The organism is Cupriavidus basilensis (assembly GCF_029335485.1).
Classification (GTDB): Bacteria; Pseudomonadota; Gammaproteobacteria; order Burkholderiales; family Burkholderiaceae; genus Cupriavidus; species Cupriavidus basilensis_E.
The window spans coordinates 1-26,762 of sequence record NZ_JARJLM010000280.1 but is presented as its reverse complement, the minus strand read 5'-3'; the positions used below and the strand labels follow the sequence as shown (position 1 = coordinate 26,762).

Below are 26,762 nucleotides of genomic sequence, written 5' to 3'. Positions count from 1 at the left end.
GCGCATAAGCCGGGTTTTTACTAGGACGGCGAGCCGGGGGCAAGGACGGGAATTCGTCGACGGCCCATGGCCAGGAACGGTACATCACGGCTGCTGACCCGGGCCTCCCCGCCGCCTTAGCGCAACTCGGACTCCGACGGTTCCAGCACGCTGCGCAATTTCCCGAGAATCCAGTTGAGCAACGGGTTGGTATGCTGGTAGTAGTTCCATGTGGGATCCTGGCGAGCGCCCAGGATGCGCTTGAACTCGTAGGCCGTGGCGCCCAGTTCGATTTCCGCAAAGCCCTCGCGGATGCCGAAATCCACCGCGCGGATAAACATGGCGAAGTACAAGCCGTAGTCGTTGCTCTTTGCATAATCCAGGCCGACATAGCGGTTGACCAACTGGGGTCCCTTCCCGATCAATTGGGTGAACCCGATCAACTCGTCTTCCAGGAAGAACAGCAGGTAGTGGCTAAGCGCGCTGGTATTGACAAAATACTCCCGCGTCAGCTTCTCGAACTTCAGCTCGGCCTTGTGATAGGTGTTCAGGTACAGTTCATGCACCCTGGCGACCAGGTGCTCCGGCAGGCCGGCGCACTCCTCGTAGCGCAGTGCGGCTGCCTTCTTCAGCTTGCGCTTCAGCAGGTTCCTGCGGTCGCTCTTCATCGCCTGGTAGTAGTCCGGACCGAGCGCCAGCACAGGTACGGGCAGGCCCATCGCCGGCGCGAAACCCGGCAGCGGCAAGTCCTTGCCGAATCCCTTGTAGGCGAGCAGGCTTCCCTTCTTCGTCAGCTCCACGTTGATGGCCGCGAGGATCTCGGCGGAAACTTCCCCTTGGATGCGGCCAAAATCCGCGGTCGGATTCCCGATGCAGGCCAGCTTGAAGCGGATCCAGCTCAGGCTCCGCTTCAGCCAGCCATTGGGCAGCAGGGTATTGAGCCTGAAATCCATTACAAAGTAAGGCGCCACCGTAACGAGCCGGTCTGCCCGGTAAACGGCAAAATAACCGAACCGGAAACCATCGATGCCAGACGCCTGGAGCGCCTGGTAAAAATCCCCTCCCTCCGGCTCGTCCTGCAGAAACCCCTCTGGCGGAACCGCCAGATCCTTGATGCGCAGCATGGATACCCGTCCTTTTTTGATTGTTTTGCTGGTCAGGGTGCCGCCCGCCAACTTTCCTATAACGGAGATCCGGATATCGGGTTGACGTTACCCCGCGTTGCGCGACGGGAACCCGGCAGCCGTTTCGGCATTGCCGCTTTCAGCGCACATATGGCTCCTGTTGCCGGATAACTTGTCAAATGGATAATCTGACGAAAACCATGTTCCGGAATCGCCCAAGCCACGGTACCGCGACACGCAAAGGGCAGCACCATGACAAACCTTGTTCTGATCTGTGGTCCCTCTGCGGTTGGCAAATCCACCGTCGGTCTCGAGCTTGCCCGCCTGACCGGTTATCCGCTGCTGCAGCACCACGAAACCGCAATCCCGGTCGCCAAGGTTCACGGCTCGGACGGCGCCAGATTTGAAGCAACGGTGGCCCGCGTGCGCACGGAGATACTTCGCGCTGCAGTCAGCGCGGGCCTCCCGGGCGTGATAACCACCTTCAGATGGCGGTTCGGCTCGGCGGCGGACCTTGCGTTTGTCGGGGGATTGCGAGCGCTCTGCGACGCTTCCCGCAGCCGGCTGGCTTTCGTCGAACTGGCGGCGTCGTTCCGCGTCCGGAGTGCAAGAGAGGGCAGCGAGCCGCGCGTGTGGATGAAACCATGGCTGGCGGACGTGATCGCGGCCAGGGGAGCCCTGGCGGCCTTGCTGCACCAGCCCTATGCCTACAACTCGAACGGCGGGTTTCCATACCCGAATGACTGGCTGCTGTCGAATACGGAAGAAATGACGCCAGCCGAAGTCGCGCAGCGCATCATCGAGAGATTCGCGCTTCCCCGCCGTACCGCGGACTGAAGCCGCCGGGCATAAGCCCCAGGCCAACGCAAGACGACGTACGGCCCCGTATCCGGCCCGAACACCACTAAGTGCCGCCCTCCCCGGATTCACCGCCAGCTTGCCGGACCAAACGTCGAAGACGCACGGTCATTTCCTTCTCAGCTTGTTTGTCACCCCGGTCCCTTGCGACCTCGATGCCATTCTGAAATGCGAGACGGGCCTTCGCATTCTCGCCAAGCTCCACATAGAGAACACCGAGTGCGCGCCAAGCGCCCGAATAGTGCGGGTCGAGCTCGGTAGCCTTGACCAGATGGGGAACGGCAGCGGCCAGGTCTCCCTGTTGCTGGTACGCCAATGCAAGCGTGACTCTGAGCATGGCGGAATCCTGACCCGCTGCGAGTCTTCGCTCCAGTGGCCCTATCGAGAACTTCTGCGTGGTCATCGCCTTCCTGCGTCTACGCCCGTCAACCAGAGCTTGAGTGTACAACGGACCTGGACATCGGTCAGATATGACATTGCGCTCGAGCCGATGACCGAAGGTCATAAGCCATATGAAAAAACTGTAGCCCTTATGGTCAATTCGCTGTCACGCACTGACCTATATTCGAGGGAACTTCTTGGGATGGAGAAGGAGAATCCACCACAAACAGGAGGTGGAACATGATAAGGAAAAAGGTCTTGCTACTTGCGATGGCAGTTGCCGCACTTGGGGCTGGGACGTCCTACGCCGGCAACGGCACGCGGGATGTCTACACGGATGGCGCCGGGACTTTGGGACCACGCGACCCTTATACCGATGGCGGGAAAGCCGCAAGGTTTGACATTTACACCGATGGCGCGAACGTCACGTACAAGCGCGATGTCGCTCCCGAGGTGCTGGCAACATCCCGGCCGAACGACTGTGCCCCGAATTGCGGTGGCGAGCGGCAAGCTGGGGGCGCCGAAGTCACCTGAGAACGGGCGGTCTCCGGCTGCGCGCCAAGGGACGCGCACTGCGCGAATGGCGAGCCGGGAAGCTCACAAGGCTTCCTGGCTCACAGAATTCATGCCGCAGGTCCCGGCCCGCTGTCCGGCTGCGCGCAGCGCTATCACCGTTGATCTTCAAGCGCGTCTAACGCGCGATATGGTTCGTGGCGTGCTGGATGGGAGCGCGGACCTCGGGATCATCTCCGGACCCTTGACATCCTCCGCCGCCTGAAGGGCGAGGTTTGCCGCGCATTCCGATCAACCAGCCGACGCAGCCGACGGGAAGCCAATGCAAGGCACCTGGTAGATTTGTGCTGCACTGCACGCACTGAAGGCATGTTGCCGCTGTGTCAGACTGCCGCGCTGGCGGCCCGGTTGCCGGGCCCATCCGGCGATGGCAAGCCAGCCGAGCCGGTCGATGAACCTCGTTGCAAGTTCATTCATACCTGCACCGGTAGCAGCCGCAGGGCACGCCGAGGCGTGCTCACGCCGACCAGCGCCTGCTGGCCGGTGTTCTCGGCGCAGTAATCCAATGCCTGCCGCAGCGCGGTGTCCACGCCGCGCAGCGACAAGGCGAAGCGGCTGGCGGCCTCCTGGCGAGTCATCTCGTCGATGCGCAGGGCGATCAGGACTGCGCGATGGCGGCGCGGCAGGCGCTGAAGGGCCCGCTCCAACGCCGCCAGCTCGGAGCGGGTTTCGGCGACCAGGTCCGGACCGGGCGATGGGTCCACCAAGTGTTCCAGCTCAATGTCAGCATCTCCCGCGTACTGCCAGGACCGATTGCCGCGCATGCGGTCAATGGCGACATTGCAGGCTGCGCGGTAGACGTAAGCCTCGGGGTTCGGCACAGCCGATCGCACCTCCATATCGCCCAGGCGTAGCCAAGCGTCGTGCAGGCATTCGGTGGCCATGTCGGGACAACCCAGATGGCGCACCAGCCTGCGCCGCAAGTGCGCGTAGTTCGCGGTGAGGAAGCCCTGCAGTCCGATGCGGCGCTGCGCCTCGTCCAGCGGCTCGTTCGCCGCGTCGTCGTCCACAGGCGCTTCCAGGTCATACAGGATATTCATGGCCATGACGGATCTACCTCTGTATTCGTTGGCGAAAGCCCCCTGCCGTTTGGCCAAGCCCGAACGCGCTCGCCACAGCGCAGGCGACAGGGGCGCGCGGGCTTGGGCAGACGCAAGGCTGAACAGCGCCATGCCCGGCTGCCGGGCAAAGGGGCTCCCGCCATGCGCGGAATCAGGTCAGGAATATCGCGTTGAATCGGCTTAGCGGTCCTGCCGCAACTGCCGGCGCTCGTCGTCCGTCAACCGCGCCCAGCCGCCCGCATCGAAGTGCTGGCCATTGCCGACGAGCTGCACCGGGTTCGCCATGTCATATCGGGTGGCCCCGGACTGGCCACCGGACGCAGGCGCTGGCTGCATCGCGCCATCGCCCTGCACCGGCTCATTGCCGAACCCGATCACCCGCACCGTGAAGATCGAAGGCAATGCCTGGCGAGCCGTTGCGCGCTCGCGCTGCAGCGCGTCCTGCGCGGCCGCGCTGGCTTGCGACGCGGCCGCGCTGGCATTGGCCAACGCCGACACGTTTACCGCCGCCACGACGGGGATGCCGGTGGCCTGGCCCTGGACCGCGATATTGGCTGCGTTCACCACCTGCAAGGCCGCCAGGCTGACGTTGCCGGAGACCCGGATTCCCGCTTCCCCGGCGTCGATCGTGCCCAGCGGGGCGATCAGGTCGACGTCGCCGGCCGGGACCTCCGGAATCGGGTTGAGCGTGGCAATGCCTGCACCGGTGCTCGGCACACCCGACGACAGCGTCACGTTGCCCCACTGGTCGTAGACGCGCTTGGGCGGCGTGTAGACCACGGTGGTCTTGGCGCCGCGGCCTGCGTTGATGTCGCCCTCGGCCGACCAGCCCATGATGTGGCCGCCAAAGGTCGTCATGATCCGGCTCTGGCCCAGCAGGATGTGGTCCTGCGCGTACAGGTGGATGTTGCCCGCGCCCTGGGTGATGACGCCCGGGATGACACCCGCCACCGGTTGCGGGGCCACGCCCTCGATGCCGAACACCTGGTGGCCGCCCGGGGTCAGCATCGTGATATCTCCGCCGAACAGGGTGTTGACCCCGGCTGCGCCGTACATCGTGATGTCGCCCTGGTACGCGATGGGCTTGCCCTGCGCGTCGGTGCCCGGGAACAGCGCCGCGATGGCATTGCGCCCGCGCAGGTAGCTGCCGTAGCGCGCGCCGCCGGCGTCGTTATGCTCGCGGCCGCCGGCCCGCAACTCGGCGGCGTACACGCCGCGGATATAGATGCGCTGCTGCTCGGGCGGCAAGCGGTTGAAGAACGCGAGGGCGTCTTCCGAACCGTCGAACCCGTAGCGGGTTTCCAGCCAGTTCACCAGATGCAACTGAGCGGCCTGCTGGTAGTCGTTGGCCAGCAGGCGCCTCGGTTGCGCGGGATCGGCATCGCGCTTGGCCTGGAGCGCGGCGAGGAAGGCTTGCGCGTCCTTGTCTGCGCCCTGGTAGCCGTGTTCGGCGCGCAGCCAGTCGGCCAGTGCGAGCCTGCGGTTGTAGCCATGGACAACCTTGCCGGGCTGGGCGGCCAGGGGCTTGCCGGCTTCGGCCTGGTTGACCGGGTCGAGGTAGCGCTTCACGAAGCCGGCGTAGTCAGCGCCGCGGGCGCCCAGGCCGGCCTGCATCACGATGCTGGCACCTGGCCGCGCATCGCCCGGCAACACCGAGCCGAGGCTGGTGACCGCGGCCTTGTCTTCCATCAGGATGTTGCGCCCGGCGCTGATTTCCAGGGTGCCGGGGCCGGCTACGCTGAACGCGCTGCGCAGGATATCCCGGCCGGCCGAGACCACCGAGACGTCGTTCGGGCCGTTGTGCACGAACAGGTTGCCAGCGCTGGTGCCACCGCCCTGAGACTGGGCCAGCGTATTGGCGATCTCTTGCGGCATCAATACCGGCTGCCCCAATGGCGTGCCGGCGTTGACGATGTCGCGTCCGGCCATCATCCAGACGGGGCCGGCAGACTCATACCAGGTCTGTCCCGTGCGCTGGCCACTTTTGAAGGCGAGAATCTCTCCGGTGCGCAGGCCAACGATGTCGCCTTGCGCGGCGTAGAAGCGCGCCGGATCGCGATCGCCGGCGGCTCGCACCGCTGCCGTGTTGGCGCCGAAGGCGAACAGCGGGAACTGTATGAGGGTCGGCCTGATCGCGTCGCTGGCCACGTTGCTGGTGACATAGGGGATCGCACCCGTCGCTTGCGAGTAGTAGTCGAAGCCGATGAACGCCGGTTTGAACGGCGTCGGGAGTGCGGAGAGACTGGCTCCGGACTGGGTGACGGCGTATCCGCTGGCATAGATGGAATCGCCCGCCAGCAACTGCAGGCTGCCAGTAGCCGCGGGGGCGAGCGACAGCGAGTACGCGGTGTCGTAGCTGTCCTGCCCGCCCAGCGCCGATTTGCCGAGGAAGATGCTGCCATTGGCGGCCACGCTGCTCAACTGCGAGGGAAAGAGGAAGCGTCCATCGGTGGCGCTGGCGTTGCCCGACACCTGCGACCTAACGGTTCCCAACTGCACGCTCGGCGTCAGGTTTCCGCCGGCGGAGAAGAGATGGATCGCCGTGCGGTCCGTCCACAGCGAAAACCAGCCGTAGCCGCCATCGGCGTAGGGCTTGCCGTCGAACGTAAAGCTCGACGAACTCCGGGTCGAGATCCGCCCGGGATCGCCGGTACCCGACAGCACCAGGTCGCCCCGCGTGGAAAGGTTCGCCGCAGCGTCGCCCAGCATCAGCACCACACCGCCAGTCGCTGTACCCAGGGTAGCGTTGAAGGGGTTGTAGGCGCGCCCCTCCTTGAGGTCGTTGGTCTGTGGGATGCCGCCATAGTTCATGGCGATGCCGCCCAGGCTGCCGGTCTGCAGATCCAGGCCGCCGCGCAGGTTGGTCAGCACGCCGTTCAGATTCAGGTTCTGGTTGAAGAAGTCGGTCGAAGCGGTAGTGGACGTGCCCGGGCTGATCGCCGCCCGCGCGCGCAAGCCGGGGTTGAGGTCACCGCCGATACGGACATCCATGTCGCCACCCCCGGTCAGCAGCAACTGACCACCCGGCGCGGCGCGGCCGGTGCTTGCCACCGCGAGCACCAGGCCTTCGCTGCGCGGCGAGGAAACGCCGTCACTGGAGCCGCGCCGATCCAGCATGCCGGCATTGCCGCCCACGTCGACCGTCAGGTTGCCGCCGCCCAGCGTGCCGACGCCGGTGAAGCCCACCAGCATCGGCAACGTGTTGATGATGTCGCGATCGGGATGGCCGGTGTTGGCGCCGCCGGCCTCCTTGACGTAGGTGCCGAAATTGATCCACCAGCTGGCGGCAATCGGATCGACGCCAGCCGTGTCTCCCGTGCCCTGGCGCCAGAGCCAGTTGCCCAGGTTACCGGCGACACTTTGCGCACGCGCGTCTTCCGTGCGCGGCAGGCTGAACTGGCTGACGATATCGCCGGTCAGGCTGCCGCCCGCGCGCACCAGCACATTGCCACCATGGTCGGGGTACCACGCGGCATACGGACTGCCGGCACTGTCATTGACCAGAGGCTCGTAGGCCGACCCGCCACTGCCGAGCACCGTCGTGCCATCGCGCGACCGGCTGCGTGCCTGGTCGAACGCGACAGCATCCGCCAGCGATGCCGTGGACACGCCAGCCGTGTACACGCCGTAGGCCGAACGCATGGCCACGTTGCCTGCCGCGATCAGGTCCAGATTGCCGGTGCCGGTGCGCAGCACGCTGAAATGCTGGCTGATCGGCGAGACCTGCTTGACCGGGCCGACGATGACCCGGTCAGGTACGGCGGGTATGGGCTCGCCCAGCGACGTGCACACGCCTTCGCTGCAAAACGACTCATAGATGGCTTCAACCGGCTTGCCCGCGGTAAAGGCGGGATCGATCAACACACCCAGTTCGTTCCATACGTAGTTGTACCGGATACACGCGTCCACGGCGCACCAGCTCTCTTCACTGGCGGGGACCGGCGTGCCCGGCTCGAACCCCAGTTCCGCACCCAGCGCGTTCCAGTACCAGGCGCCGCCCGGCCGCGCTGGCGTGCCGGGGATCACGATCTTGTCGTGGGTTTCGTACAGCGCATAGTGCGTATCGGCCAGGACCAGATCACCGGCGAAGGCCGGCTTGATAGCACGCGTATCGGCTGCCTGGATATCGGCACCGGACACCAGGCGCATGGACCAGGACAGCGAACCCTCGGGCAGCATCGCGGCGACCGCCCAGTTGCTGCCCTGGCTGGCGCCGGTGACGGTACGCAATGGCACCGACAAGGCGTCGCCCGGCAGCTTGACGTTGGTGTCCGAGGGAATCAACGCGCCCACCTTGAGCGGCAGCGCACCCGCCAACAGCACGCCGTCCGGGTTGGTGTTGAAGCTCGCCCGTCCGGGTAGCGGCACCCCCGCAGGCCAAGTCATGGCCGCCAGCGACGCGGCGTTGGGCAGCAGCGTACCGGCGTCCAGCTTCATGCCTGCGGCAAGCGTGACAGGCTCGGCCACCAGCGTGCCGGCGGCATAGACGACGTTGCCCGCGCTATCGCGCACGGCGGCCCTGAGCACGGTGTTGGCAGGCAACTCCAGCGGCGCACCGAGCGTGCCTTCGACAGGCAGAATCGTCCCCGACGCCATCATGGTGGCCTGGATCGGCAACGCATAGTTCAGCGTCTTGCCTGCCGGGAACAAAGTGCCTTCGGCCAGCACCACGCCGGCGCCGGGCACCACGACGTCGCCGCCATAGGCCTGGCGGCCAGGCGTCAGGACCCAACCGTTGTCGTCCGGGGTGGCGGGCGGGGGTGCAAAGCCATCGTTGATGCTGCCGTAGATTTCCAGGTTGCCGCCGGCGCGGATCACCAGGGAGCCGGGTTCGCCCGAGCCGTAGACGGCGGTCTTCCGGTTGTGCGGATTGACGCCTGCATAACGGTAGCCGGAGAGATCCAGGTCGCCGCTGACGATCAGGTCGCCATCCGGCGTCTTGCTGGCGATCTCCACGCCCGGGCGCAGGTGGAAGGCATCGGCATAGCTGGCGTTATTCAGCCCGGCCAGCTTGCCGTTCAGCAACGCGCCGTTGGCCAGCGCGGCATCGATGAACGCCGTGCTGTCCGCGTGCTTGCCATCGAGGTAGGCCTGGTCGATCACCTGGTACGGGCGGCCGCTGGCGGCGGGCGAGGTACCAGGCGGCGCATCGGTGTAGCGGGCCGTTGCGTTCACCACGATGCTGCGCGCCCCCCGGATGCTCAGGCTGCCACGGGCATCGATGGCGAGGTCGCCATAGGTCGGGGCATTGGCGTCGTCGACCTTGCCGCCGCTGCCGATCCGCGGCGCGTTGAGCTCCAGCGTGCCACGCGCCACCCCGTCGTTCTGGCCCTTGCCCGTGCCGGTCGCCACATCGGTGCCGTGGCGCAGGTCCAGGCGCGCTCCGCTGGCCAGGGTCAGCGGGCCGTTGCCCGAATTGAGTTCAATCAACGCACGATTGGGCGCGTCGATGATCTTGCCGTAGCTGTCCACCCGCAGCGCGCTGCCATGCGTATCCAGCAAGGCCGTGCCGGCGATGGTCAGGCCGTTCTTGCCGGCCAGGCGGATGCTGCCGACCCGCTCTCCGCTGGCATCGATGGTGCCGGCCACCGTCAGGCTGCCGTCATCGACAGAGACGTTGACCATGCCGGCCTTGATCTCGTCGCCGATGGTGAGATCGCCCCGCTTCAGCTGGAAGCTGCGCGCGCCGAAAACCTCGCCGTCATTCAAGCGCCGGTTCAGGGCGGCGAAGTCGCCGATGCCCTGGGCGCGAATATCGACGCCGCCGGCCCTGTACGGCATGACCGTGCCGCCCGCGTCGTAACGGCCGCTGCTGCCGCCCAGGACCTTGCCTTGCAGATCCACCAATCCGGCCGATGCCGCCACGGCCACCGCCTTCAGGGTACCCGCCTGGTTATGCTGTGCCGACAGATCGATGACCGACCCTTCGGCCTGGCGAATATTGCCTGCGCGGCTTTCGAGGATGACATCGCCGCCCCAACTGTACTTGTCGACGTCCATGAAGGTCGCCTTGCGGCCGGCCACGTCGATGCGGGCGGCATTGGCGAGGCTCAGGTCGTTGTCGGCGCTCAGCGTCAGCTTGCCGCTCGGGAGCACCACGGTGGTGTCCAGAACGATGCGCTTGCCGGAGAGGGCCAGTTCGGCGCCCAAGGCGTCGATGGCCGGCATCGCCGATGCGGCCCCGCTGCCGGCCGGCGCCGACACGTTGATGGCGCCGCCCGCGGTGATGCGGTTGACCGAACCGGCTTCGCCGGTTATCAGCGGGGTCGCGATATTGAGGTTGCCGCCGCTGTATGCAAAGCCCTTGCCGGTTTCGTATGCGCCCTGTGCCTGGTACACCGCCAGGCTGCCTTTGTGATTCGCGGTGACGCGCTCGCTGGCGTTGAGGTTGACGTTGGCAAACCCCAGCACCAGGCGCGCGGCGTCCGCCACGGTATCGGGCTGCGTGTCCGGGCCATAGCCGAATTCGATGCGCCGCGCCTGGATGTCGAGGGTGCCGGCGCCGGTGCCGGCACCCTCGGCCACCACCGCGCCCGGCAATGCCGTGGTGCCGTTCCAGACCAGCGTGCCGGTGCGGATGCGCGCGACGTCGCCGGCATCGCCATGGCCGTAGATAGCCGGCGTGGTCAGCGCAAGATTGTCGAGCAGCGATTTGCCGCTGGCGTCCAGCGTGCTCAGCGTGGTGTCGCCGTAGAAGTTGAACGACTGGGCAGCCGTCAGGGACAGCGTTTGCAAGGCCGGCGCGCCAGTACTGGTATCGCCGCGCAACAGGCGATCCATCACGTCCTGGTTGAGGGTCAGCCCCGAGGGCAGAGCCCGGCGCGCCGCCGCCGCGGCCAGCGCCGCGGCGCTGCCCACGTTGATGCCGCCAACCGCTAGCGCCAGGTGGCGGGTGCCGTAGCGCACCGCATCGCCCAGCTCGAACTCGTTGCTGGTGGCGAAGGCAATGGTGCCTTCCGAATACAAGGAAGTCGTGCCGGCGCAGACCAGCCGCGCGCAGCCGCCGACCAGGATGCTGCCCGGCGAACCGCTCGTCATGCTCTGCGGTGCCAGCATCTGCAAACGGCCGTTCGACACCGCCAGCACGCCGCGGTTGCCAGGCTGGTAGACAAAGCCGTCGCCCGAATCGTAGGCCGCCTTGCCGCGCCCCAGGGTGTTGATGGAGGCGCCCTGTTCGACCCGGATGCCACCCGCTTGCGAGGTCGCTTGCACTGTGGAGATCAGGAACACCTCGGCCGCCGACAAGCTGGCGCCCTGGCGCAGGTTGACTGCGTTTGCCGACCCCACCGCATCGAACTGCACGAGGTTTCCGCCCTGGCCGTACTTCACCCACGGCAGACCGCCGATGACCATGCGCGCCGCGCCAACGGCATTGAGGTCCGCGGCATGGAGAGAGACCGTGTTGCTGCCGGCGCCAGGCTGTACGCCGGCGGCCAGTACCTCGATATCCGAAGAAGGACTCGTGACAGCCAAGGTGCCGCCGAATCCGTTCGCGGCCGGCTGGAACCGCGCCAGGCCATTGAAATTGAAATCGTCCGCGGCGCCATTGCCCGCCACCAAGTGCAGCCTCAGCGTCTTGGCATCCGCCTCGAGTGCCGCCCTCGGGACGCCCACGCGCGCCGCATCGGCGCGGACAAAGTCGGCGAAGCTGGTTTCGCTGTACTGCGAGTAGGTGCGCAGCACGTCGGCCGGCGTCACCACAAGCCGGCGGGACAGCGCGTCCCGGATACCCGTGCCGGCAATCGAGAACTGGCCCGGGGTGGACCAGGAGCCGTTGCGCATGGCCACGGCGCTGGCTGCGCTTGCCGCGGCACCGGCCTGGCCGTTGATCTCGACGCGGAAAGCACCCGGCAACAGCGCATAGGTGGAAGGCAGCAGCGTGTAGGTACCTGCCGGCAAGCCGGGCACTCCCGCGGCAATCGTGACCTGCTGGCCTGGCGGGGGAACGCCAGCGCCGCCCTCGCCGCCGGCAGGCGCCACGGCGGGCTGCATGCCGGGCACGATGGCATAGACCGGATTGGTCGCCAGCCCCGGCAAGGTGAAGCTGCCACCGGCGCTGGTCTGCATCAGCGGATGGTAGCGCGCATCTGTGGAGCCGCCACGCCCGGAGACGAAGGCTGCGCCCAACAGCCTGCCACCGCCGGACAGGTCCAGCACCGCGTCCCTTTGCACGTCGATCGCGCGGCCCAGCAATGTCACGCTCACGCGAGGCACGCCGGTAAAGGACGTACCGCCAGCACCTAGCAGGCCCACCTGCTCGCCGTCGTATTGCCAGGTCACGCCATCCACGGTGCCACCATACGGCAGCACCAGGCCATCGGCGCTCACGGACGTCAGGCTGCCGGGCAACAGATGTACCGATTGGGTGGCGGCGCGGCTGGCACTCGTCTCCATGCCGATCGTGATCCCGCCTAGCGGCGCGCGCAGCACGCCACCCTGCTCGATGACGGCGGCGCCCAGGTTGAGGGTGCCAAAGGCGGAATAGGGCACGGCCGGCACGCCGTCCGCCGTACGGCCGATCACCAGCTTGCGGTTCTGGTCGAAGTCGGAGTTGGTCCCCAGGTAGCCCGCCCGCACGGTGGCGGTGGCGCCCATCGCCGGATAGATCTGTGCGGCGGCCAGATAGAGATCGGCCGGCGTGCTCAAGGTCGTGTTCTGCCCCGTGACCGTGCCGCCCAGCAAGCGCAGATCGCCGTGGCTGACCAGCTCCAGCCGGTCGAAGGCGCGGCGATCGACGACAGCGGGCAGCCCCTCGGTCGCTGCCACGCCGCCACGCGCGCCGACGCTCAGGTTGTCGCGCAGATCCAGCACGCCGCCGGCTTCGATCCGCAGTTGCCCTGCGGACGCCTGGCCCGAGATGCCGCCGCGCACGGTGGGACGGATCTTGCCGTCGGCGGCGGCGATGGCGCCCACGCCGGCGAGCCGCATATAGGGAGCGGCCAGATGAATCCGCGAAGCATCCGCCGCGCCATCGGCCAGCGCCAGCGAGCCGGTATAGAGATTCAGGCTCTGGCCGAGCGACAACGACACATTGCCGTCGAAGCTGACGATGCCGTTGCTGAGGATGGAGAGGTTGTCGAAGCCGCCGGCCGTAACCTGTCCCGCGCCCAGCCGTGCGTGGCCGTAGGCAAGGCCGCTGGCCGCATCGCCGGCGCCGCCGGGCAATTGCCCGGCGGGCTGGTCCTGGGTCAGAATGAACTCACGCGCCTGGCGCACGCGCGCGGCAGCATCCGTGCGATACAGCGGCGCATCCAGCGCTACCGCGAGCGTGCCGCCCGCGGCACCCGCACCGCCTGCCGCGGCCTTCAGGGTGCCATCCAGGTACAGGCCATTGTTCGATGCCAGCGAGATGCTGCCGCCATGGCTGGCGACGGTTGCCGCGCCCTGCCCCGCGATATCGAGGCGCGCCTGCGTACCCGAGGCATCCAGCAACGCCCCCTCGCGCACGACCACGAACAAATTGCCGGCCGAAGCGGTGCCCGTGGCGGGATCGATCTCGCCGCCGATCACGATACTGCCTCCGCCGCGCACCAGTCCATAGCGTTGCCCGCGCGCATCCGTTGCGCTGACCGCGCGGGCCGCCGCATCCAGCACCGCATGCTCGCCGATCCGGATGGAGCGGCCGTGGCCCGCTGCCTCCGCCGATTCGGCCTCAGGCGAAAGGACGGTCACACCGGTCAGGGCGATCTTGCCGCCCCAGGCATTCAATGTGCCATCGACCGTCAGCTGTCCGATGCTGGCGACCTTGAGCGCCTGGCCCGGATCCACGTTGATCACCGCGCCACGGCCAATGACGGCCTGCACGGTTGCCATGTCCGCGGCGGCGGACCGCGCGGCACCTGCCTGCAAGCTCAGGCTCGCGCCCTTGCGCTGCGCCATGACGCCCCTGGATGGGTCCTCCTGGTACAACGCGGGCGTCCACAGCGCGAGCGCACCGCCCGCCTTGCTGTCGCTGCGTTGCGCATCCGTGCCGAAGCGGTACACCGGCATCGTCACATCGACCCGGGCCCCGTCGGCCACGGTCAAGCCGGCCTTGCCGGCGATGTCGTAAGCCGAAAAGCCTTTGTCGAAGAAGCCGCCGCCGAGCACCAGCATGCCGGGCTCAGTTCCCGTGTCGTGCGGCGCGTCGCCGATCCAGACCTTCCCCGCGCGCACGCGCAGCGTGCCGCCGCCGTCCACGCCATGGCCGCGCAGCGCCCCATCGAGCGTCAGCGCGCCCGTGTGGGCAGGGCTGTTTGCATTGGCTTCCAGTGTCGCATCGCCGCCCTTGCCGCCCTGCGTCTTGCCGTTGGCCAGCACGGCCGCCCCCGAACTCACGTCGATCACGCTTGCCGTCGGAAGCACCACGCCACCGCTGCTGCGCACGACCACGCTGCCGCCGTTGCGGTAGGGCAAGCCGCTGCCATCACCCGGATTCAGCAGCAGGTTGCGCCACAAGCCGCTGGCGTCCAGCGTCATGCCCTCGCGCACCGTGACGCCAGCGGGGATGCCAGCGGACGCCGGGAGGGACGTGTCCTCCATGCTGCCATTGCTGGCCATCTGGCTCAGCACGTTGCCTAGCTGGATGGTGCCGGCATGCGCGGTGATGCCGGCGTTTACCGCCACGTCGTTGCCGTAAAGCGTGACCTTGCCGCCCGCGGCCGCCTTCAGGTCCGCATCGACCAGGATCTTGTGCCTGGCCGCAATCTTGATCGCACCCAGCTCGAAGCCATTGAGCTGGCTGGCGTCCAGCATCAGCTTGCCCTGACGATCCGCCGGCAATGCCGTGCCCAGGCCCAGGCCTGCCGCAATGCGATCCTGTGTGTCCTTGAACTCGACCTGGCCCATGACCGCGCCCAGGATGTGGTGCTGCAAACCGGTGCGCTTGTCGTACATGGGCAGGTACTGCCCGACGATGAGCTCGCCCCTTGCGGCCGCTGCGTTGTGCGACTGGCTGTAGCCGTCCAGCGCCGCCTGCGGGGCCTGGGTCTGGCGCGCGCCCTGGAACGCTTCGCCGATGATGTCGCCTTCGAGCACCGCGGCGCCGGTCGCGATGACCAGCTTGCCGGCGTCGCGGCCGACCGTGTAGCCGTTCTCCAGCCGCCGCTGCGCGCCGATCAGGGGGCTGTAGAAATACCCGGTGGCCTTCTCTCCCCATCGTTTGTGTTCATCCTCGAAGCCTTTGTAGAGTCCCGTGTAGAGCTGGTCGCCCGGTGCCCTGGAAACTTCATGGAGCCCCCCATCGGCACCCTTGAGCCAGGTCTGACGGATGAAGCCGGTCTGGACGTTGAGCGTGCCGCCGGAGAGGTTGATGTTGGAGCCCGCCTGGGTGACGACGTCGTTGCCGCCAAAGCTGACGGTGCCGCCCTGGGCCATCCACTCGCCCACCTTGTGGCCCTGCGTGCCCAGGTAGCCGCCGACTTCCAGCAAGCCACCGGCGGTGTACCAGCGGTCGCTGTCGTAGCCGTTGGTGCCCTTGGGCACGAAGACCAGGCTGCGGCGGTCAATCCACACGTCATTGCTGTTGAGCAGCTTGCCGTCCCGATTGCCGGGCGCATCGCGCTGCTCGTTGCCCTGGACGTTGACCTTGATGTTGTTGCTCTCCATGGCCAGGTTCACGCCCACGGCGCCGGCGACGTCGATCCTGGCCCGCTCGCGCACCAGGCTGCGCTGGGCGGCGTTGACCACGATCTGGCCGCCGGTGGCCAGCGTCAGGGAGTCCTGCTGGAAGTCGGCTGTGCCGCCGCTGGCGATCTCGACGCGCGACTGGTCGCGGCGGTCGGTGACGAGCACGATGTTCTCGGTACTGGCCACGGCCGGACCGCGCAGGCCATCGCGCTGGCTGTCCAGGGCCGTGGTCTTCCCGTCATCTCCGATGACTACGGCGGTGGTGGCCCCTGGCCCGAGCACGACGCTGCCGGTACTGCCGACGGCATTGAGGTGCACGGTGCCGCGGGTATTCACGGTGGTGGTGGCCAGCGCCACGCCGCTCTGCCGCATGTCGCGCCCGGCGAGCGTGATGTCGCCTTCGCCGGCCACGATCAATCCCGTGTTGGTGACCTTGCCGGCGAGGCTGCCGCTATCGAACTGCGGGGTGACCTCGTTGCCGCGCGTGGTCGCGCCCTGGTTGCCGTCGGTCCCGACGCCCTTCTTGATGACAAAGCTGTCGCCCGCGGCCAGGGCGGCCTGGCCCTTCAGGGTGGCAATGTCGCCCGCGTTGTGGACTTCCTTGCCCAGCAGCAGCACATAGCCGCCGCCCTCGGTGGACTTGGCGGACGCCGGCGTGGCGATCCGCGCGCCGGCCTGGACTTCGATCTTGCCCTGCGCGTTGGTGAAGCTGGCGGCCGTACCTGGGCTGAAGATGCCATTGCTCCTGAACTGCTCGTCGTCGATGCGGGCTGCGGCCGCCACCAGGTTGCGCGTATCGATCTGGCTGCTGCCATTGAACACGATGCCGTTGCGGTTGACGATCATCACCGTGCCGTCGCCCTTGATCTGCCCCTGGATCTGCGAGGGACGCGCGTTGGGATCGTTGACGCGGTTGAGCACGGCCCAGTCCTTCTGCTGCTGGAAGGCTACCGTGGTGTTCTTGCCGACGTTGAAAGTTTCCCAATTCAGGATGGCGCGGTCGGCGCTCTGATCGATGGCGACCGTAGTCTTGCCATCGATCACCGTCTGCTTCGGGGCATTGGCGTTGTGCCAGCCGGCGGTCAAGGCATTGGTGTCGACTTTCAGGCCGCCTTCGGCCAGCCCCTCGGGCATCGCCGCGCCATCCTTCAGGGCAGCCTCGCGCGCGGCAGCCTGTGCCGCCTGCTGCGCGGCAATGCCGCGCGCAGCCAGGTTCAGGTTGTCGATGGAGCGCTGCAATTGGGCGCTGGCCCTTTGCTGCTGCTCCTGCGGACTGGCCAACTGCGACACCGGCATGCCGTTGGGCAGTTTGCCGGTGGCTGCCGCCGCGTTCTGCGCAGCCCCCTTGGCCGCGAACCAGTCCGGGCTGAACGCCCGCTGTGCCTGCGCGTCGCCGATCGCGCCGCCGGCAGCCAGCGTCAAGGCAATGGCACGCGCCATCGGCACCAGCCGCAACGCCTGCCCCCCTTGCGCCCGGCTTCCTGCTCTCGTTGCTGCGCCGGTGTGTCCGCGTGTGCTCATGTGAAATTGCCGCCCGATGGTTGGAATCAAAGTCGATGGGCTGTCCCGCCTGGTAACGGACAACCATGTCCTTGGAATTTCGAGAAGCGCAACGCGATGATCGCCAGCGCCCCGAAATATCCCGATACGCTAGAACGAACGGCAACCTCGACAACCTCCAACTATTTTTTTGACCCAGGCTGGTGTGGGTCCCCAACCCACCTCATCGCAATCGAGCCAACACGACGAAGCAGACGGCGCGCACGGCGCGTCATCCCCTTGTCGCGTCCGGGCCGGAAAGTCAGGTCAGGATAAGCAAGCCGCCTGGCAGCAAGCGAGCGTGCAGATCGAACATCTGCTGCAACTGCGCGAGTACCGAATCCAGGGATGCAATATGGAAACGACCGCTGACTGGGCCGTTGCGCACGGCGGCATTCATCAACACAACACGGCCGGACCGGTAGCGATTGATCTCCGCAAGTACATCGATCAGCCGGGACTCGTTGAATACCAGTTCCCCACGGCGCCAGGCCGACACGGCCGCCGGCTCGATGCTGGCCACGCTGCTGAGCGCGTCGGCATCGTAGACTGTCTGCTGGCAGGCATTCAATGCCCTGACCCCGGCGGGATGCTCCACCCGCACGACGCCGTCGAGACAACTCACGCACACCTTGCCGTCCAGGTACCGGACTTCGAAGCGTCCCGACTGCGCCAGGCTGCGGCCGGCACCGGCCGCGACGGCGAAAGGCGGGCCTCCGGCCGGTAGGTCGACGGCCGCTTCCCCCACGAGCAGGTCGATGCCCGTGGTCCCGGCCCCGGCAGCGCGGCGCCGGATGCTGGTCTGGGTGTTCAGGGTGACATGCGCCCGGCCGGCCAGGGCAAGCGTGCGCTGCTCGCCGGTGGCGGTGCGGTCGTCCGCCCCCCATTCGGCCGGGGCGGGCCAGAGCCTGGCAGGCGGATAGGCAATCGCTACGCCAGCCACGGCCGCCGCGCTGACCGCAGCGCCCAGGAATGCCCGGCGGCCATGGTGCGTTCCGCGCAGGGCGAGGACATGCGCCTCAGCCGCTTTGGGGTGCTTGAGCAAGAATGCCCTGGATGCCGGCTCCAGCGCGTCCCAGCGCCGCTTGGCCTCGCTGAAGGCCGCCTGGTGCGCCGGGCTGCTGCGCAGCCAACGCTGGAAGCCCTCGGTGTCGTACGCCTTGACTTCGGTCGACGTGAGCAGGCGCAGCCAGACCCGTGCCTGGCTGCGCAGCTCGTCGGCCGAGCCGGCATGGTCGTCGACGGGCGTCTTCATCGTGTCACGCCGAGTGCCCATGCCGGTCCGCAAGCGCAGGCATTCCCGCAAGCGCGTGCAGGTACGGGAGATGGGCAGTTGAAGTCCGCATAAGCAAGGACGAACGGTGGCACCCAAAACCTCCAACTATTTTTTGTCATTGTTCATGTGCACGTCCAGAAAGTCATGGGCGCGTCTTAACTCGTGCTCAACGATGCTCTTCGAGATCCCCAGGCGCTCGGCCACTTCCTTCTGCTGCAGATGCTCCAGGCGAACCAGCATGAGGATCTTGCGGCGGCGCTCGGGCAGCCGTTCCATCAGCTTGAGCAGGGTTTCCAGATCGGAGCGGATCTCGACCGCCTGGGCCGGGTTGGGAGCCGGATCGGCCTGCTCCATCAGGGCACTGACCTCGTCGAACGGCACGGACCGGCTTTGACGGCGTTGGATGTCCACCGCGATGTTGACGGCCATGCGCACCACATAGCCCGCTGGACTTCGAATCGAATCTTTGTCTTCCTGCCCTTGCAGACGCAGCCACGTGTCCTGGAGCGCATCGCCGGCCAGGTCGCCATTGCCCAGCAGCCGCGTCAGGCGCCGCCTGAGATTGGCGTAGTGCTTGGTCAAATAGTCTGTCAGGGCAACGCGCGCGTCTTCGGTCATGTCAGGACGCCCCCCTGGCACCGGCATCGATGCTGGCGTTATCGCAACGTCGGCCGCCACTTTGAGCGAACGGCAGAACAAGCATGGTCAGCGGCTGCGCCATCTCGGGCGGCGGTGATCGGCCCACACGCACACGCTGCAAGGCCTCCAGCACCGCGGCGTCGCGACGCGCACCGCCGGTCGAACTGAGCATGCGTGCGCCATGAATGTGTCCGCCGGCATCCACCCGAAACCTCAGCAGGGAACGCCATGTTCCCGGTGTGGTGTGCGAATCGGCGCAAAGGGCTTCCCAGATGCGGGCCTGGACCCAGCCGCCGTAGTCGAAATCCACCGCCTTGGCGCCCGAGCCCGAGCCGGCCGACTGCGAACCGACCTCCTTCAGAATGTAAGCATCGGCGGGACCAGCGGCAACCTGCTCCGGGGTCAGACCGGTGCCGTCGAGCAGGCGACGCAGCGCGATCTCCGGCAGATAGCGGCCTTGCACGGGCGACGAGGTGCGCCCGACCACCATCGTGCCGCGAAACAGGATCGGCCAGCCGGAGAGAGACGCGTAGCGGTTGAGGGCCGCGGCCAACGGCTGTGCCGGAATGTCGAAGTCGAGGAGCTGGCCAGGTGGATGCACTACAGCCGGCTGCGCGCCGGCCGAACGCTGCGCAAGAGCACTGTCAGTGCCCCATGCCGACGCCGATGCAGCGAGTCCGCACAGCATCCAGAACGCCGCGCCGCGGCAGCTCAATCCAGTCGCGTACGGGCGCACACTGTCCGATCCCCGTGCCCCGCATTGCCGCGCACGTCGTCAAGCCCGCAGCGACGCTGCAGGGTACATGACAGGGGGACGAATCGTGTCGGCAAGGTATGCGCACCATCTTGGATGGCTTATATGGTGACACCCGAATGTGACGAACTTGTTACATTCATGCGTACCCAATCCTTGGTGGCGCGGGCGAAGAGGTCAGATGGTCCCACCATATCGGCATGCCTTCTGTCAGTTGAGCGAACCAGGATGGGGCTCGCTGGGGACCCCGCATCCGCCGAGCGGATTGCTGAACTACTGTTAGCGTGGCGAGCAAAGAATTCCGACGCTTCAACTTTGTGACAATGCGTGTGCCGTCTGGATTGGCCGCGGAAGGGATCCCTGATCGCGCACTTCGATGCGGTAATGCAAGGGTGAAGACCTTGCCCTGACAGGCTGGGCCATCGAATGGCGCCGCCGCCCGCCAACTCATGCAACATCACTGCGCATGACCTTGCCGTCCACCAGTTTGACCGCCACCGCGTCCAGGCAGGCGCCCGCGCAAGGCCCATCAATGCACAGGCCGTCCTCGAAGCGGAACAGCGCCGAATGGTGAGCGCACATGATCACCTGGGCCTCATAGGTAATGACCAGGCCGGGATCGAAATCGAGCGGCACCGAGAAATGCGGGCAGCGGTTGCGGTAGGCCCAGACGCGCTCACCGCGCCGCACCACGACCACGCCGGCCTCCGTGCCGGACTGTCCGACGGCAAGGGCGCCGCCGTCTGGCACGTCCTCGATGCGGCACAGGCAGTGCGCGTCCATCGTCACACCCTTTGGTCCGGATTGCCCAGCCCCCACTGCCACGGCCGGATCAACACTTGCTCGAACACGCCGTTGCGCACGTAGGGGTCGCCGTCGAGGAAGCGCTCCACCTCGGCCTGCGATTCGGCCTCCACCACCAGCAGCGTGCCGATCATCCGCATGCCGTCCGGCGACAGCGTGGGGCCGCCAAGGCGCACCACCACCGGCTTGTCCGGCGCGCGGAGATAGGCACGGTGCGCCTGCCGCACGCGCTCGCGCGTGGCTGCCATGTCAGGCTTGTCGGTGGCGAACACGGCAAAGTAGCGCCCCGTCATGCGCCCTCCGCCAGCACGAAGTCATAGCGCGCCTCGTGGTACGGCCCTTCGATGCCGAAGCGCCGGCCGAGCGGGTCGCCGCCCTCACGGCGCACGTAGTCGATCACCAGCGAAGGCTTGACGCCGAAGACCGCATCCGAGGCGAGATACGCGTCCCCGGCGTTGAACAGGTGCGTGACCACTGTGCGGAAGCCGGGCGCGTCGACCATGAAATGCAGGTGGGCGGGACGGTACACGTGGCGGCCCGTGGCGGCCATCATCTGCCCGACCGGGCCGTCGCTGGGGATCGGATACGACACCGGCAGGATAGTGCGGATGGCGAAATAGCCCTCGGCATCCGTGCGGTACCGTCCGCGCAGGTTGCCGTGCGGCTGCGCCGGGTCCTGGCCCGAGTACATGCCGTTGGCGGCGGTCTGCCAGATGTCGAGCACGGCGCCCGCCACCGGCCGGCCGTCCAAGGTGCGCGCGTGGCCATGTACCAGCGCACACTCGCCTGGCGTATGCGCCATGTCCTCGCCGGGCGCCCGTTCCGGCATGCCGGCCATGTAGAACGGGCCCAACACGGTGGTCTCGGTGGCACCCTGCGGCTTGCGGTGATTGATGGCATCCACCAGCATCGACACACCGAGCGTGTCGGACAGCAGGATGAACTCCTGCCGCACCACGTCGTCGCACATCTGTCCGGTGCGGGTCAGGAAACGGATCGCCTGCATCCATTCGGCCTCGGTCGGCTCGGTCTCGCGCACGAAGGCGTGCAGGTGGCGCACCAGCGCCTGCATCATCTGGCGCAGACGCGGATCGGGCGCCTGGCCGAAGCTGTCGACGACCTGCGCGGTCAGCCGGTCTGCCTCGGCATGGGGAAGGCTGGCGACGGGGGATTCACTCATGGCTGGCTCCATGTACGAGTCGGGCTGCGGCCGTGGCGGACGCCGCTGGCGTGCCGTTGCGCACGCGCCGCTGCACCGGGAAAAGTTGAAGGTCGAAGCGTGCGGCGAGTGCGCCCCACAGGCCCTGGCGCATGAACAGCATCACGGCAATGGCGAGCGCACCGAACAGGATCAGGTAGAGACTGCCATAGTCTGCCAGCGTATCGCGGAGCAGGAAGTAGATCAGGGTGCCGAGGATCGGGCCCTCGATGGTGCCCAGGCCGCCGATCACGACGATGAAGACGATGGTGACGGTCCAGTTGATCGAAAAGGCCGCATCGGGCGAGATGCGCAGCTTGGTCAGGAAAATCAGCCCGCCCACCAGCCCAAAGCCGGCAGCGGCCAGCACATACACCCACAGCTTCAGCCGGGGCACGCCGACGCCAAGGCTCTCCGAGGCGGCCTCGCTGTCGCGCAGCGCGGTCAGGCCCAGCCCGAGGCGCGAGCGCAGCAGCGCGAATACGCCGACGATGGCGCCGATGCCGAGCAGCACGGCCAGCCACAGCGTCAGCGCGTCGCGCCACCAGCCATCCATCTCCTGCACGGCGGAGGTCAAGGACATGCCCGAGCCACCGCCCAGCCAACTGGTGTTGGCCAGCAGCAGGCGGAACACCTCGGCCACCACCCAGGTGCCGACCGCAAAGTACGCGCCCTGCAGCCGGAACATAAGCCGCGACACCGGCACGGCGATCAGCCCGCACAGCACGCCGCCGAGCAGGATGGCGAGGAACGGCGGCATGCCCAGCATCACCGAGCCGGCGACCAGCGCGTAGCCGCCGAGCCCGATGAAGGCCTGCTGGCCGAAGGAGCCGAGGCCGCCATAGCCGGCGAGCACATTCCACAGTTGCGCCAGCGCGAGAAAATACAGCACTTCGGTAGCCGTACGCAGCGTGCCGCCATCGGCCCAGAAGGGCAGCGACACCAGCAGCAGCGTGATGGCCACCAGCAGCGTCATGGCGTAGCGACTGGCGCGCGTGGCGCGCACGACCTGGAGTTGGGATGACATATTGCGCTCCTTAACGGTCACGGGTCTTGGGGAAAAGCCCTGCTGGCCGGAACAGCAGCACCAGCAGGAAGGCCGCATGGCCGCACAGCACGCCCCAGCCGGGGTCGAGGCGCAAGCCCACCGCCTGCGCCAGGCCCAGCAGCAGCGCGCCGGCCAGCGTGCCGCGGAACGAACCCATGCCGCCGATGATGACCGCTTCGAAGGCATAGATCAGGTGCGCCGGGCCGATCGCCGGGTCGAAGGTCGTGCTCATGCCGAACAGCACGCCGGCCAGCCCGACCGCCGCCGAGGCCAGCGCCATCGCCAGCGCGAATACATGGCGCGGCTCCACCCCCATCAACTGCACGATCTCGGCGTCGTCCGAGGTGGCACGGAAGGCACGGCCCAGCGCTGTGCGCGCGAACAGCCACTGCAGGCCGCCGACCACGCCCAGCGCGCAGGCGAAGGTGATCAGCGGAAACACGCCGACCGAGATCTCCGGGGTCAGCGCGATGCCCGCCGACACCACGTTGCCCGCCTGCAGGCGCTGCGAATCGGCCGAGAACACCTCCAGCAGCGCGTTCTGCACGATCAGCGAGAAGCCGAAGGTCACCAGCAGCGGCGGCAGGATGTCGCGGCCGAGGGTGCGGTTGAGGATGAAGCGCTGGCCGACGTAGCCCGCCGCCGCCATGACCGGCAGCACGATGCATAGCGCCGGCAGCGGCGACGCACCCAGCGTCTGCATGACCGCCAGCGCGAAGTAGGCGGCCAGCACCATGAAGTCGCCGTGCGCGACGTTGACCAGCCGCATCACGCCGAAGGCCAGCGACAGGCCCGAGGCCGTCAGCGTGTAGAGGCCGCCAAGCAACAGGCCCTGCACGAGGGTGTCGAAGAGCGCGATCATGCCGTGACCTCCGCATGATGAGTGCCAAAGTAGGCGGCGCTGATGGCTTCGCGGGTCAGCTCGCCCGCCTTGCCCTCCAGCGGGACCTTGCCTTCCTGGAAGCAGTACACGCGGTCGGCCGCACGCAGCGCCTGGCCGATGTCCTGCTCGACGATGACCAGCGCGGTGCCCGACGCGCGGATGCGCGGCAGCTGCGCGTAGATGTCGCGGATCACCGCCGGCGCCAGCCCGAGCGAGAGCTCGTCGCACAGCAGCACGCGCGGGTTGCTCATTAGCGCGCGGCCGATGGCGACCATCTGCTGCTGCCCGCCGGACAGCGCGGTGCCGGGATGCTGGCGCCGCTCGCGCAGCACCGGGAACACCTCGTAGACCGCCTCGAGCTGCCAGGGGCCCGCCCTGCCCGGCTGGCCGCCGATGATGAGATTCTCCTCCACGGACAGGCTGGGGAACAGCCGCCGCCCCTCAGGGACCAGCGTGATGCCGCGCTTCACGCGCTCCGGCGCCGGCACGTGGCCGACCGGCTCGCCGTCCAGGCGCACCGCGTCGGGCGATGCCGGCAACAGGCCGACCAGCGTCTTCAGGAAAGTCGACTTGCCTGCGCCGTTGGCGCCGATGATGGCGACGACTTCTCCTTCCGCCAGCGTGAAGTCGATGCCGAACAGGGCCTGGAAGTCGCCGTAGCGGGCGGTCAGGCCGTGGGTGGATAGCAAGGTCATGCGGTGGCCTCCTCCAGTTCACTCTCGATGCCCATGTAGACCTCGCGCACCTCGCGGCTCGCCATCACGGCGGCGGGGTCGCCCTCGGTCAGCAGTGCGCCATAGTGGATCACCATCAGGCGATCCACCACCTTCAGGAGGGCATGCACCACGTGCTCGATCCAGATGATCGATACCCCCTCGGCACGGATCGCGCGGATGGTGTCGACCAGCGCCATCGCTTCGTCGTCGGTCAGGCCGCCGGCGATCTCGTCGAGCAGCAGCAGGTCAGGCCGGGTGCCGAGCGCGCGCGCCAGTTCCAGCCGCTTGCGGTCGAGCAGCGTCAGCGTGCCGGCCAGCCGGTTTGCCTTGGCGGCGAGCCCGGTGCGCTCCAGCACCTGCCAGGCGTGCGCGTCGGCTTCGTGCTCGCGCATGCCGCCGCCGAACATCGCGCCGACCAGCACGTTCTCGAACACCGTCATGCCGGTGAAGGGATGCGGCACCTGGTAGGAGCGGCCGATGCCGCGATGGCAGCGTGCCGACGGCGGCAGCGCGGTGATGTCCGTGCCGCGCCACCGCACTTGGCCGGCGTCGGGCCGCACGTCGCCGGTGATCAGGTTGAACAGGGTGGACTTGCCCGCGCCGTTCGGCCCGAGCACCCCCAGGGCCTCGCCGGGGGCGAGGGAGAAGCTGAGGTTGTCGGTCACCGTCAGCGAGCCGTAGCGCTTGCTGACCGCGACGACTTCCAGCAGGGGAGAGGTAGCTGCGGTATTCATGATGCGATCACGCTAGCGGCTTCAGCTTGTCCTGCACCGGCACCATTGGCGCGCGGCTGTTGTCGACGATCGCGAGGTCGTACTTGTGCTTGCCGCCACCGGTGCGTCGCCACTGGCCGCCGACCAGCGGGGTCTTGGCGACGTTCTTCACCGGACCGCCGGCAAACTTCACCGGGCCCACGATGGTGTTGAGATCGGTGGCCGCCAGCGCGTCGCGGATGGCCGCCGGCTTGCCGGGATCGGAGGTGCGGCGCAGCACGTCCGCGGCGATCTCGAACAGCGCATGCGCAAAGCCGATCGGCTGGGTCCACTGCTTGCCGGTCTGCGCCTCGAAAGCGAGCGCCAGGTCGCGCGACGATTGCCCGGTCAGCGACGACTTGAACGGGTGGTTCGGCGTCCACCACACCTCCGACGACAGGCCGTCGCCCTTGTCGCCCAGCGCCTCCAGCGACGACGGGAACAGCAGCGCCTTGCCGATGGTAGCCACCTTGGGGCGGAAGCCCTTCTGCTGCGACTGGTTCCAGAAGGTGGCGAAGTCCGGCGGGATCATCACGCCGGTGACGATCTCCACCTGGCCAGCCTTGAAGCGCTGGATCTGCGCCGAGAAATCGCTCGACAGGTTCTGGTAGCGGCCGGGATCGGTCAGCGCGAAGTGGTCCTTCGACAGCGCCGGCGGGAAGCCGCGCTGCCTGTCGCCCCATGCATTGCCGTCGCCGTCGTTGGGGAACATGCCGCCGACTCGCTTGTTGGTGGCGATGCTGCTCCACATGCTGGCGAACACGCCGACCACGTCCTCCAGGCCCCAGAAGAAGTGGTAGGTCCAGTCGAAGCCCTTGTCCGGCTTGCCGCCGCGCGTGAAGAACCACGGCTGCCATGGCGCGACGGTGGAGATGCACGGCGTACGGTTCAACTCGCACTGGTCCGAGACCGGGTTGGTGGTCTCGGGCGTGGACGACACCAGCATCAGGTTGACCTTGTCGCGCAGGATCAGGTCGGCCGCGACATCCGCCGCGCGGCTGGGGTTGGAGGTGGAATCCTTGACCAGGATCTCGACTGCGTACGTCTTGCCGCCGATCTCGAGGCCATTGGCGAAGCGGGCCTTCATCTGGCCGATCACGAAGGCGTCCGCCTCGGCGAACGGCGCGAGCGGGCCGGTGCGGGGCGTGACGAAGCCGATCTTGAGCTTGCCGGCGGTGTCGGCCCGCAACAGTGGCGACCATGCGCCCGCCAGGGCGGCCGCGCCGAGCGCGGCGCCGCCGCGGAGGATGGCGCGCCGGCCCGGGTGGATCAGGCCGTCGTCGGCCGAGTTGTCGTGTGCGTCCATGCTTGTCTCCTGATAGTTGTAGTTGTAGTTGTAGTTGTCGTCCTGCCGTGTCGTGCGCACGGGTGGGGGATGGTCAGCCAGGCGGATCGCCGCGCCATGCGCGCGTCAGCAAGTCGAGGATGGCGTCGTACGCCACCGGCCTCGGGTTGTAGTACGGGTTGTCGGCGGCGACGCGGGCGGCCCGCTCCAGTCCCGCCTCCGGCATGCCGATATCGCGCAGCGCCAGCGGCACGCCGAGCCTGCGGTTCAGCGCGTACAGCAGCG

17 protein-coding genes and 1 pseudogene are annotated in these 26,762 nt (G+C 67.4%); 2 read left to right on the top strand and 16 right to left on the bottom strand.

The window, feature by feature from the left end; all coding sequences use genetic code 11:
* Nucleotides 1-116: 116 nt before the first annotated feature.
* Nucleotides 117-1,103 (bottom strand): GNAT family N-acetyltransferase, encoded by a 987-nt coding sequence (locus P3W85_RS16515; RefSeq protein ID WP_276265567.1) that lies wholly within the window; start codon nucleotides 1,101-1,103, stop codon nucleotides 117-119.
* Nucleotides 1,104-1,355: 252 nt separating this feature from the next.
* Here P3W85_RS16515 and P3W85_RS16510 point away from each other — a divergent pair, with 252 nt between their 5' ends.
* The gene (locus P3W85_RS16510; RefSeq protein WP_017230533.1) at nucleotides 1,356-1,940 is read left to right on the top strand and encodes a hypothetical protein; all 585 of its coding nucleotides are present in this window, start codon (nucleotides 1,356-1,358) and stop codon (nucleotides 1,938-1,940) included.
* Between the two features lie 67 nt (nucleotides 1,941-2,007).
* Here P3W85_RS16510 and P3W85_RS16505 read toward each other — a convergent pair whose 3' ends face one another.
* Entirely contained in the window at nucleotides 2,008-2,298 is a 291-nt protein-coding gene (locus tag P3W85_RS16505; RefSeq protein ID WP_276265566.1) for a tetratricopeptide repeat protein, read from the bottom strand.
* A gap of 284 nt (nucleotides 2,299-2,582) precedes the next feature.
* Between P3W85_RS16505 and P3W85_RS16500 the strand changes: the two genes are divergently transcribed.
* Nucleotides 2,583-2,876, top strand: a complete 294-nt coding sequence (locus tag P3W85_RS16500) for a hypothetical protein (RefSeq protein ID WP_276265565.1) — start codon at nucleotides 2,583-2,585, stop codon at nucleotides 2,874-2,876.
* A 452-nt stretch (nucleotides 2,877-3,328) separates the two neighbouring features.
* Here P3W85_RS16500 and P3W85_RS16495 read toward each other — a convergent pair whose 3' ends face one another.
* The 14 genes and pseudogenes from P3W85_RS16495 to P3W85_RS16430 all read right to left on the bottom strand — a co-directional run.
* On the bottom strand, nucleotides 3,329-4,087 hold the full coding sequence (locus P3W85_RS16495) for an RNA polymerase sigma factor (protein WP_276265564.1): 759 nt from the start codon (nucleotides 4,085-4,087) through the stop codon (nucleotides 3,329-3,331).
* 69 nt (nucleotides 4,088-4,156) lie between these two features.
* Nucleotides 4,157-17,104, bottom strand: a complete 12,948-nt coding sequence (locus P3W85_RS16490; protein WP_276265563.1) for a filamentous hemagglutinin family protein — start codon at nucleotides 17,102-17,104, stop codon at nucleotides 4,157-4,159.
* Between the two features lie 280 nt (nucleotides 17,105-17,384).
* The gene (locus tag P3W85_RS16485) at nucleotides 17,385-18,377 is read right to left on the bottom strand and encodes a FecR family protein (protein WP_276265562.1); all 993 of its coding nucleotides are present in this window, start codon (nucleotides 18,375-18,377) and stop codon (nucleotides 17,385-17,387) included.
* 126 nt (nucleotides 18,378-18,503) lie between these two features.
* Complete coding sequence (locus tag P3W85_RS16480) at nucleotides 18,504-19,016, bottom strand: RNA polymerase sigma factor (protein ID WP_276265561.1); 513 nt, start codon at nucleotides 19,014-19,016, stop codon at nucleotides 18,504-18,506.
* Nucleotide 19,017: 1 nt separating this feature from the next.
* Complete coding sequence (locus P3W85_RS16475; protein ID WP_276265560.1) at nucleotides 19,018-19,725, bottom strand: hypothetical protein; 708 nt, start codon at nucleotides 19,723-19,725, stop codon at nucleotides 19,018-19,020.
* A gap of 513 nt (nucleotides 19,726-20,238) precedes the next feature.
* On the bottom strand, nucleotides 20,239-20,574 hold the full coding sequence (locus P3W85_RS16470) for a Rieske (2Fe-2S) protein (RefSeq protein WP_276265559.1): 336 nt from the start codon (nucleotides 20,572-20,574) through the stop codon (nucleotides 20,239-20,241).
* A gap of 2 nt (nucleotides 20,575-20,576) precedes the next feature.
* On the bottom strand, nucleotides 20,577-20,888 hold the full coding sequence (locus P3W85_RS16465; protein ID WP_017230529.1) for a YciI family protein: 312 nt from the start codon (nucleotides 20,886-20,888) through the stop codon (nucleotides 20,577-20,579).
* On the bottom strand, nucleotides 20,885-21,775 hold the full coding sequence (locus P3W85_RS16460; RefSeq protein WP_017230528.1) for an intradiol ring-cleavage dioxygenase: 891 nt from the start codon (nucleotides 21,773-21,775) through the stop codon (nucleotides 20,885-20,887). The genes P3W85_RS16465 and P3W85_RS16460 overlap by 4 nt, the downstream gene beginning before the upstream one ends.
* The gene (locus tag P3W85_RS16455; protein WP_276265558.1) at nucleotides 21,768-22,820 is read right to left on the bottom strand and encodes a branched-chain amino acid ABC transporter permease; all 1,053 of its coding nucleotides are present in this window, start codon (nucleotides 22,818-22,820) and stop codon (nucleotides 21,768-21,770) included. The genes P3W85_RS16460 and P3W85_RS16455 overlap by 8 nt, the downstream gene beginning before the upstream one ends.
* 10 nt (nucleotides 22,821-22,830) lie before the next feature.
* On the bottom strand, nucleotides 22,831-23,703 hold the full coding sequence (locus tag P3W85_RS16450) for a branched-chain amino acid ABC transporter permease (RefSeq protein WP_276265557.1): 873 nt from the start codon (nucleotides 23,701-23,703) through the stop codon (nucleotides 22,831-22,833).
* Nucleotides 23,700-24,419: an ABC transporter ATP-binding protein gene (locus P3W85_RS16445; RefSeq protein ID WP_276265556.1), complete on the bottom strand. Its 720-nt coding sequence runs from the start codon at nucleotides 24,417-24,419 to the stop codon at nucleotides 23,700-23,702. The genes P3W85_RS16450 and P3W85_RS16445 overlap by 4 nt, the downstream gene beginning before the upstream one ends.
* Nucleotides 24,416-25,174 (bottom strand): ABC transporter ATP-binding protein, encoded by a 759-nt coding sequence (locus tag P3W85_RS16440; protein ID WP_276265555.1) that lies wholly within the window; start codon nucleotides 25,172-25,174, stop codon nucleotides 24,416-24,418. Before P3W85_RS16440 ends, P3W85_RS16445 begins: the two co-directional genes overlap by 4 nt.
* Nucleotides 25,175-25,181: 7 nt before the next feature.
* Nucleotides 25,182-26,498, bottom strand: a complete 1,317-nt coding sequence (locus tag P3W85_RS16435) for an ABC transporter substrate-binding protein (protein ID WP_276265554.1) — start codon at nucleotides 26,496-26,498, stop codon at nucleotides 25,182-25,184.
* A 73-nt stretch (nucleotides 26,499-26,571) separates the two neighbouring features.
* Nucleotides 26,572-26,762: pseudogene (locus P3W85_RS16430) on the bottom strand (maleylacetate reductase); the annotation flags it as partial.

Excerpts from the sequence above, each read along its gene's own strand:
- P3W85_RS16515 (WP_276265567.1), bottom strand. The coding sequence starts at position 1,103 with ATGCTGCGCATCAAGGATCTGGCGGTTCCGCCAGAGGGGTTTCTGCAG.
- P3W85_RS16510 (WP_017230533.1), top strand. The coding sequence starts at position 1,356 with ATGACAAACCTTGTTCTGATCTGTGGTCCCTCTGCGGTTGGCAAATCC.
- P3W85_RS16505 (WP_276265566.1), bottom strand. The coding sequence starts at position 2,298 with ATGCTCAGAGTCACGCTTGCATTGGCGTACCAGCAACAGGGAGACCTG.
- P3W85_RS16500 (WP_276265565.1), top strand. The coding sequence starts at position 2,583 with ATGATAAGGAAAAAGGTCTTGCTACTTGCGATGGCAGTTGCCGCACTT.
- P3W85_RS16495 (WP_276265564.1), bottom strand. The coding sequence starts at position 4,087 with ATGGCGCTGTTCAGCCTTGCGTCTGCCCAAGCCCGCGCGCCCCTGTCG.
- P3W85_RS16490 (WP_276265563.1), bottom strand. The coding sequence starts at position 17,104 with ATGAGCACACGCGGACACACCGGCGCAGCAACGAGAGCAGGAAGCCGG.
- P3W85_RS16485 (WP_276265562.1), bottom strand. The coding sequence starts at position 18,377 with ATGAAGACGCCCGTCGACGACCATGCCGGCTCGGCCGACGAGCTGCGC.
- P3W85_RS16480 (WP_276265561.1), bottom strand. The coding sequence starts at position 19,016 with ATGACCGAAGACGCGCGCGTTGCCCTGACAGACTATTTGACCAAGCAC.
- P3W85_RS16475 (WP_276265560.1), bottom strand. The coding sequence starts at position 19,725 with ATGCTGTGCGGACTCGCTGCATCGGCGTCGGCATGGGGCACTGACAGT.
- P3W85_RS16470 (WP_276265559.1), bottom strand. The coding sequence starts at position 20,574 with ATGGACGCGCACTGCCTGTGCCGCATCGAGGACGTGCCAGACGGCGGC.
- P3W85_RS16465 (WP_017230529.1), bottom strand. The coding sequence starts at position 20,888 with ATGACGGGGCGCTACTTTGCCGTGTTCGCCACCGACAAGCCTGACATG.
- P3W85_RS16460 (WP_017230528.1), bottom strand. The coding sequence starts at position 21,775 with ATGAGTGAATCCCCCGTCGCCAGCCTTCCCCATGCCGAGGCAGACCGG.
- P3W85_RS16455 (WP_276265558.1), bottom strand. The coding sequence starts at position 22,820 with ATGTCATCCCAACTCCAGGTCGTGCGCGCCACGCGCGCCAGTCGCTAC.
- P3W85_RS16450 (WP_276265557.1), bottom strand. The coding sequence starts at position 23,703 with ATGATCGCGCTCTTCGACACCCTCGTGCAGGGCCTGTTGCTTGGCGGC.
- P3W85_RS16445 (WP_276265556.1), bottom strand. The coding sequence starts at position 24,419 with ATGACCTTGCTATCCACCCACGGCCTGACCGCCCGCTACGGCGACTTC.
- P3W85_RS16440 (WP_276265555.1), bottom strand. The coding sequence starts at position 25,174 with ATGAATACCGCAGCTACCTCTCCCCTGCTGGAAGTCGTCGCGGTCAGC.
- P3W85_RS16435 (WP_276265554.1), bottom strand. The coding sequence starts at position 26,498 with ATGGACGCACACGACAACTCGGCCGACGACGGCCTGATCCACCCGGGC.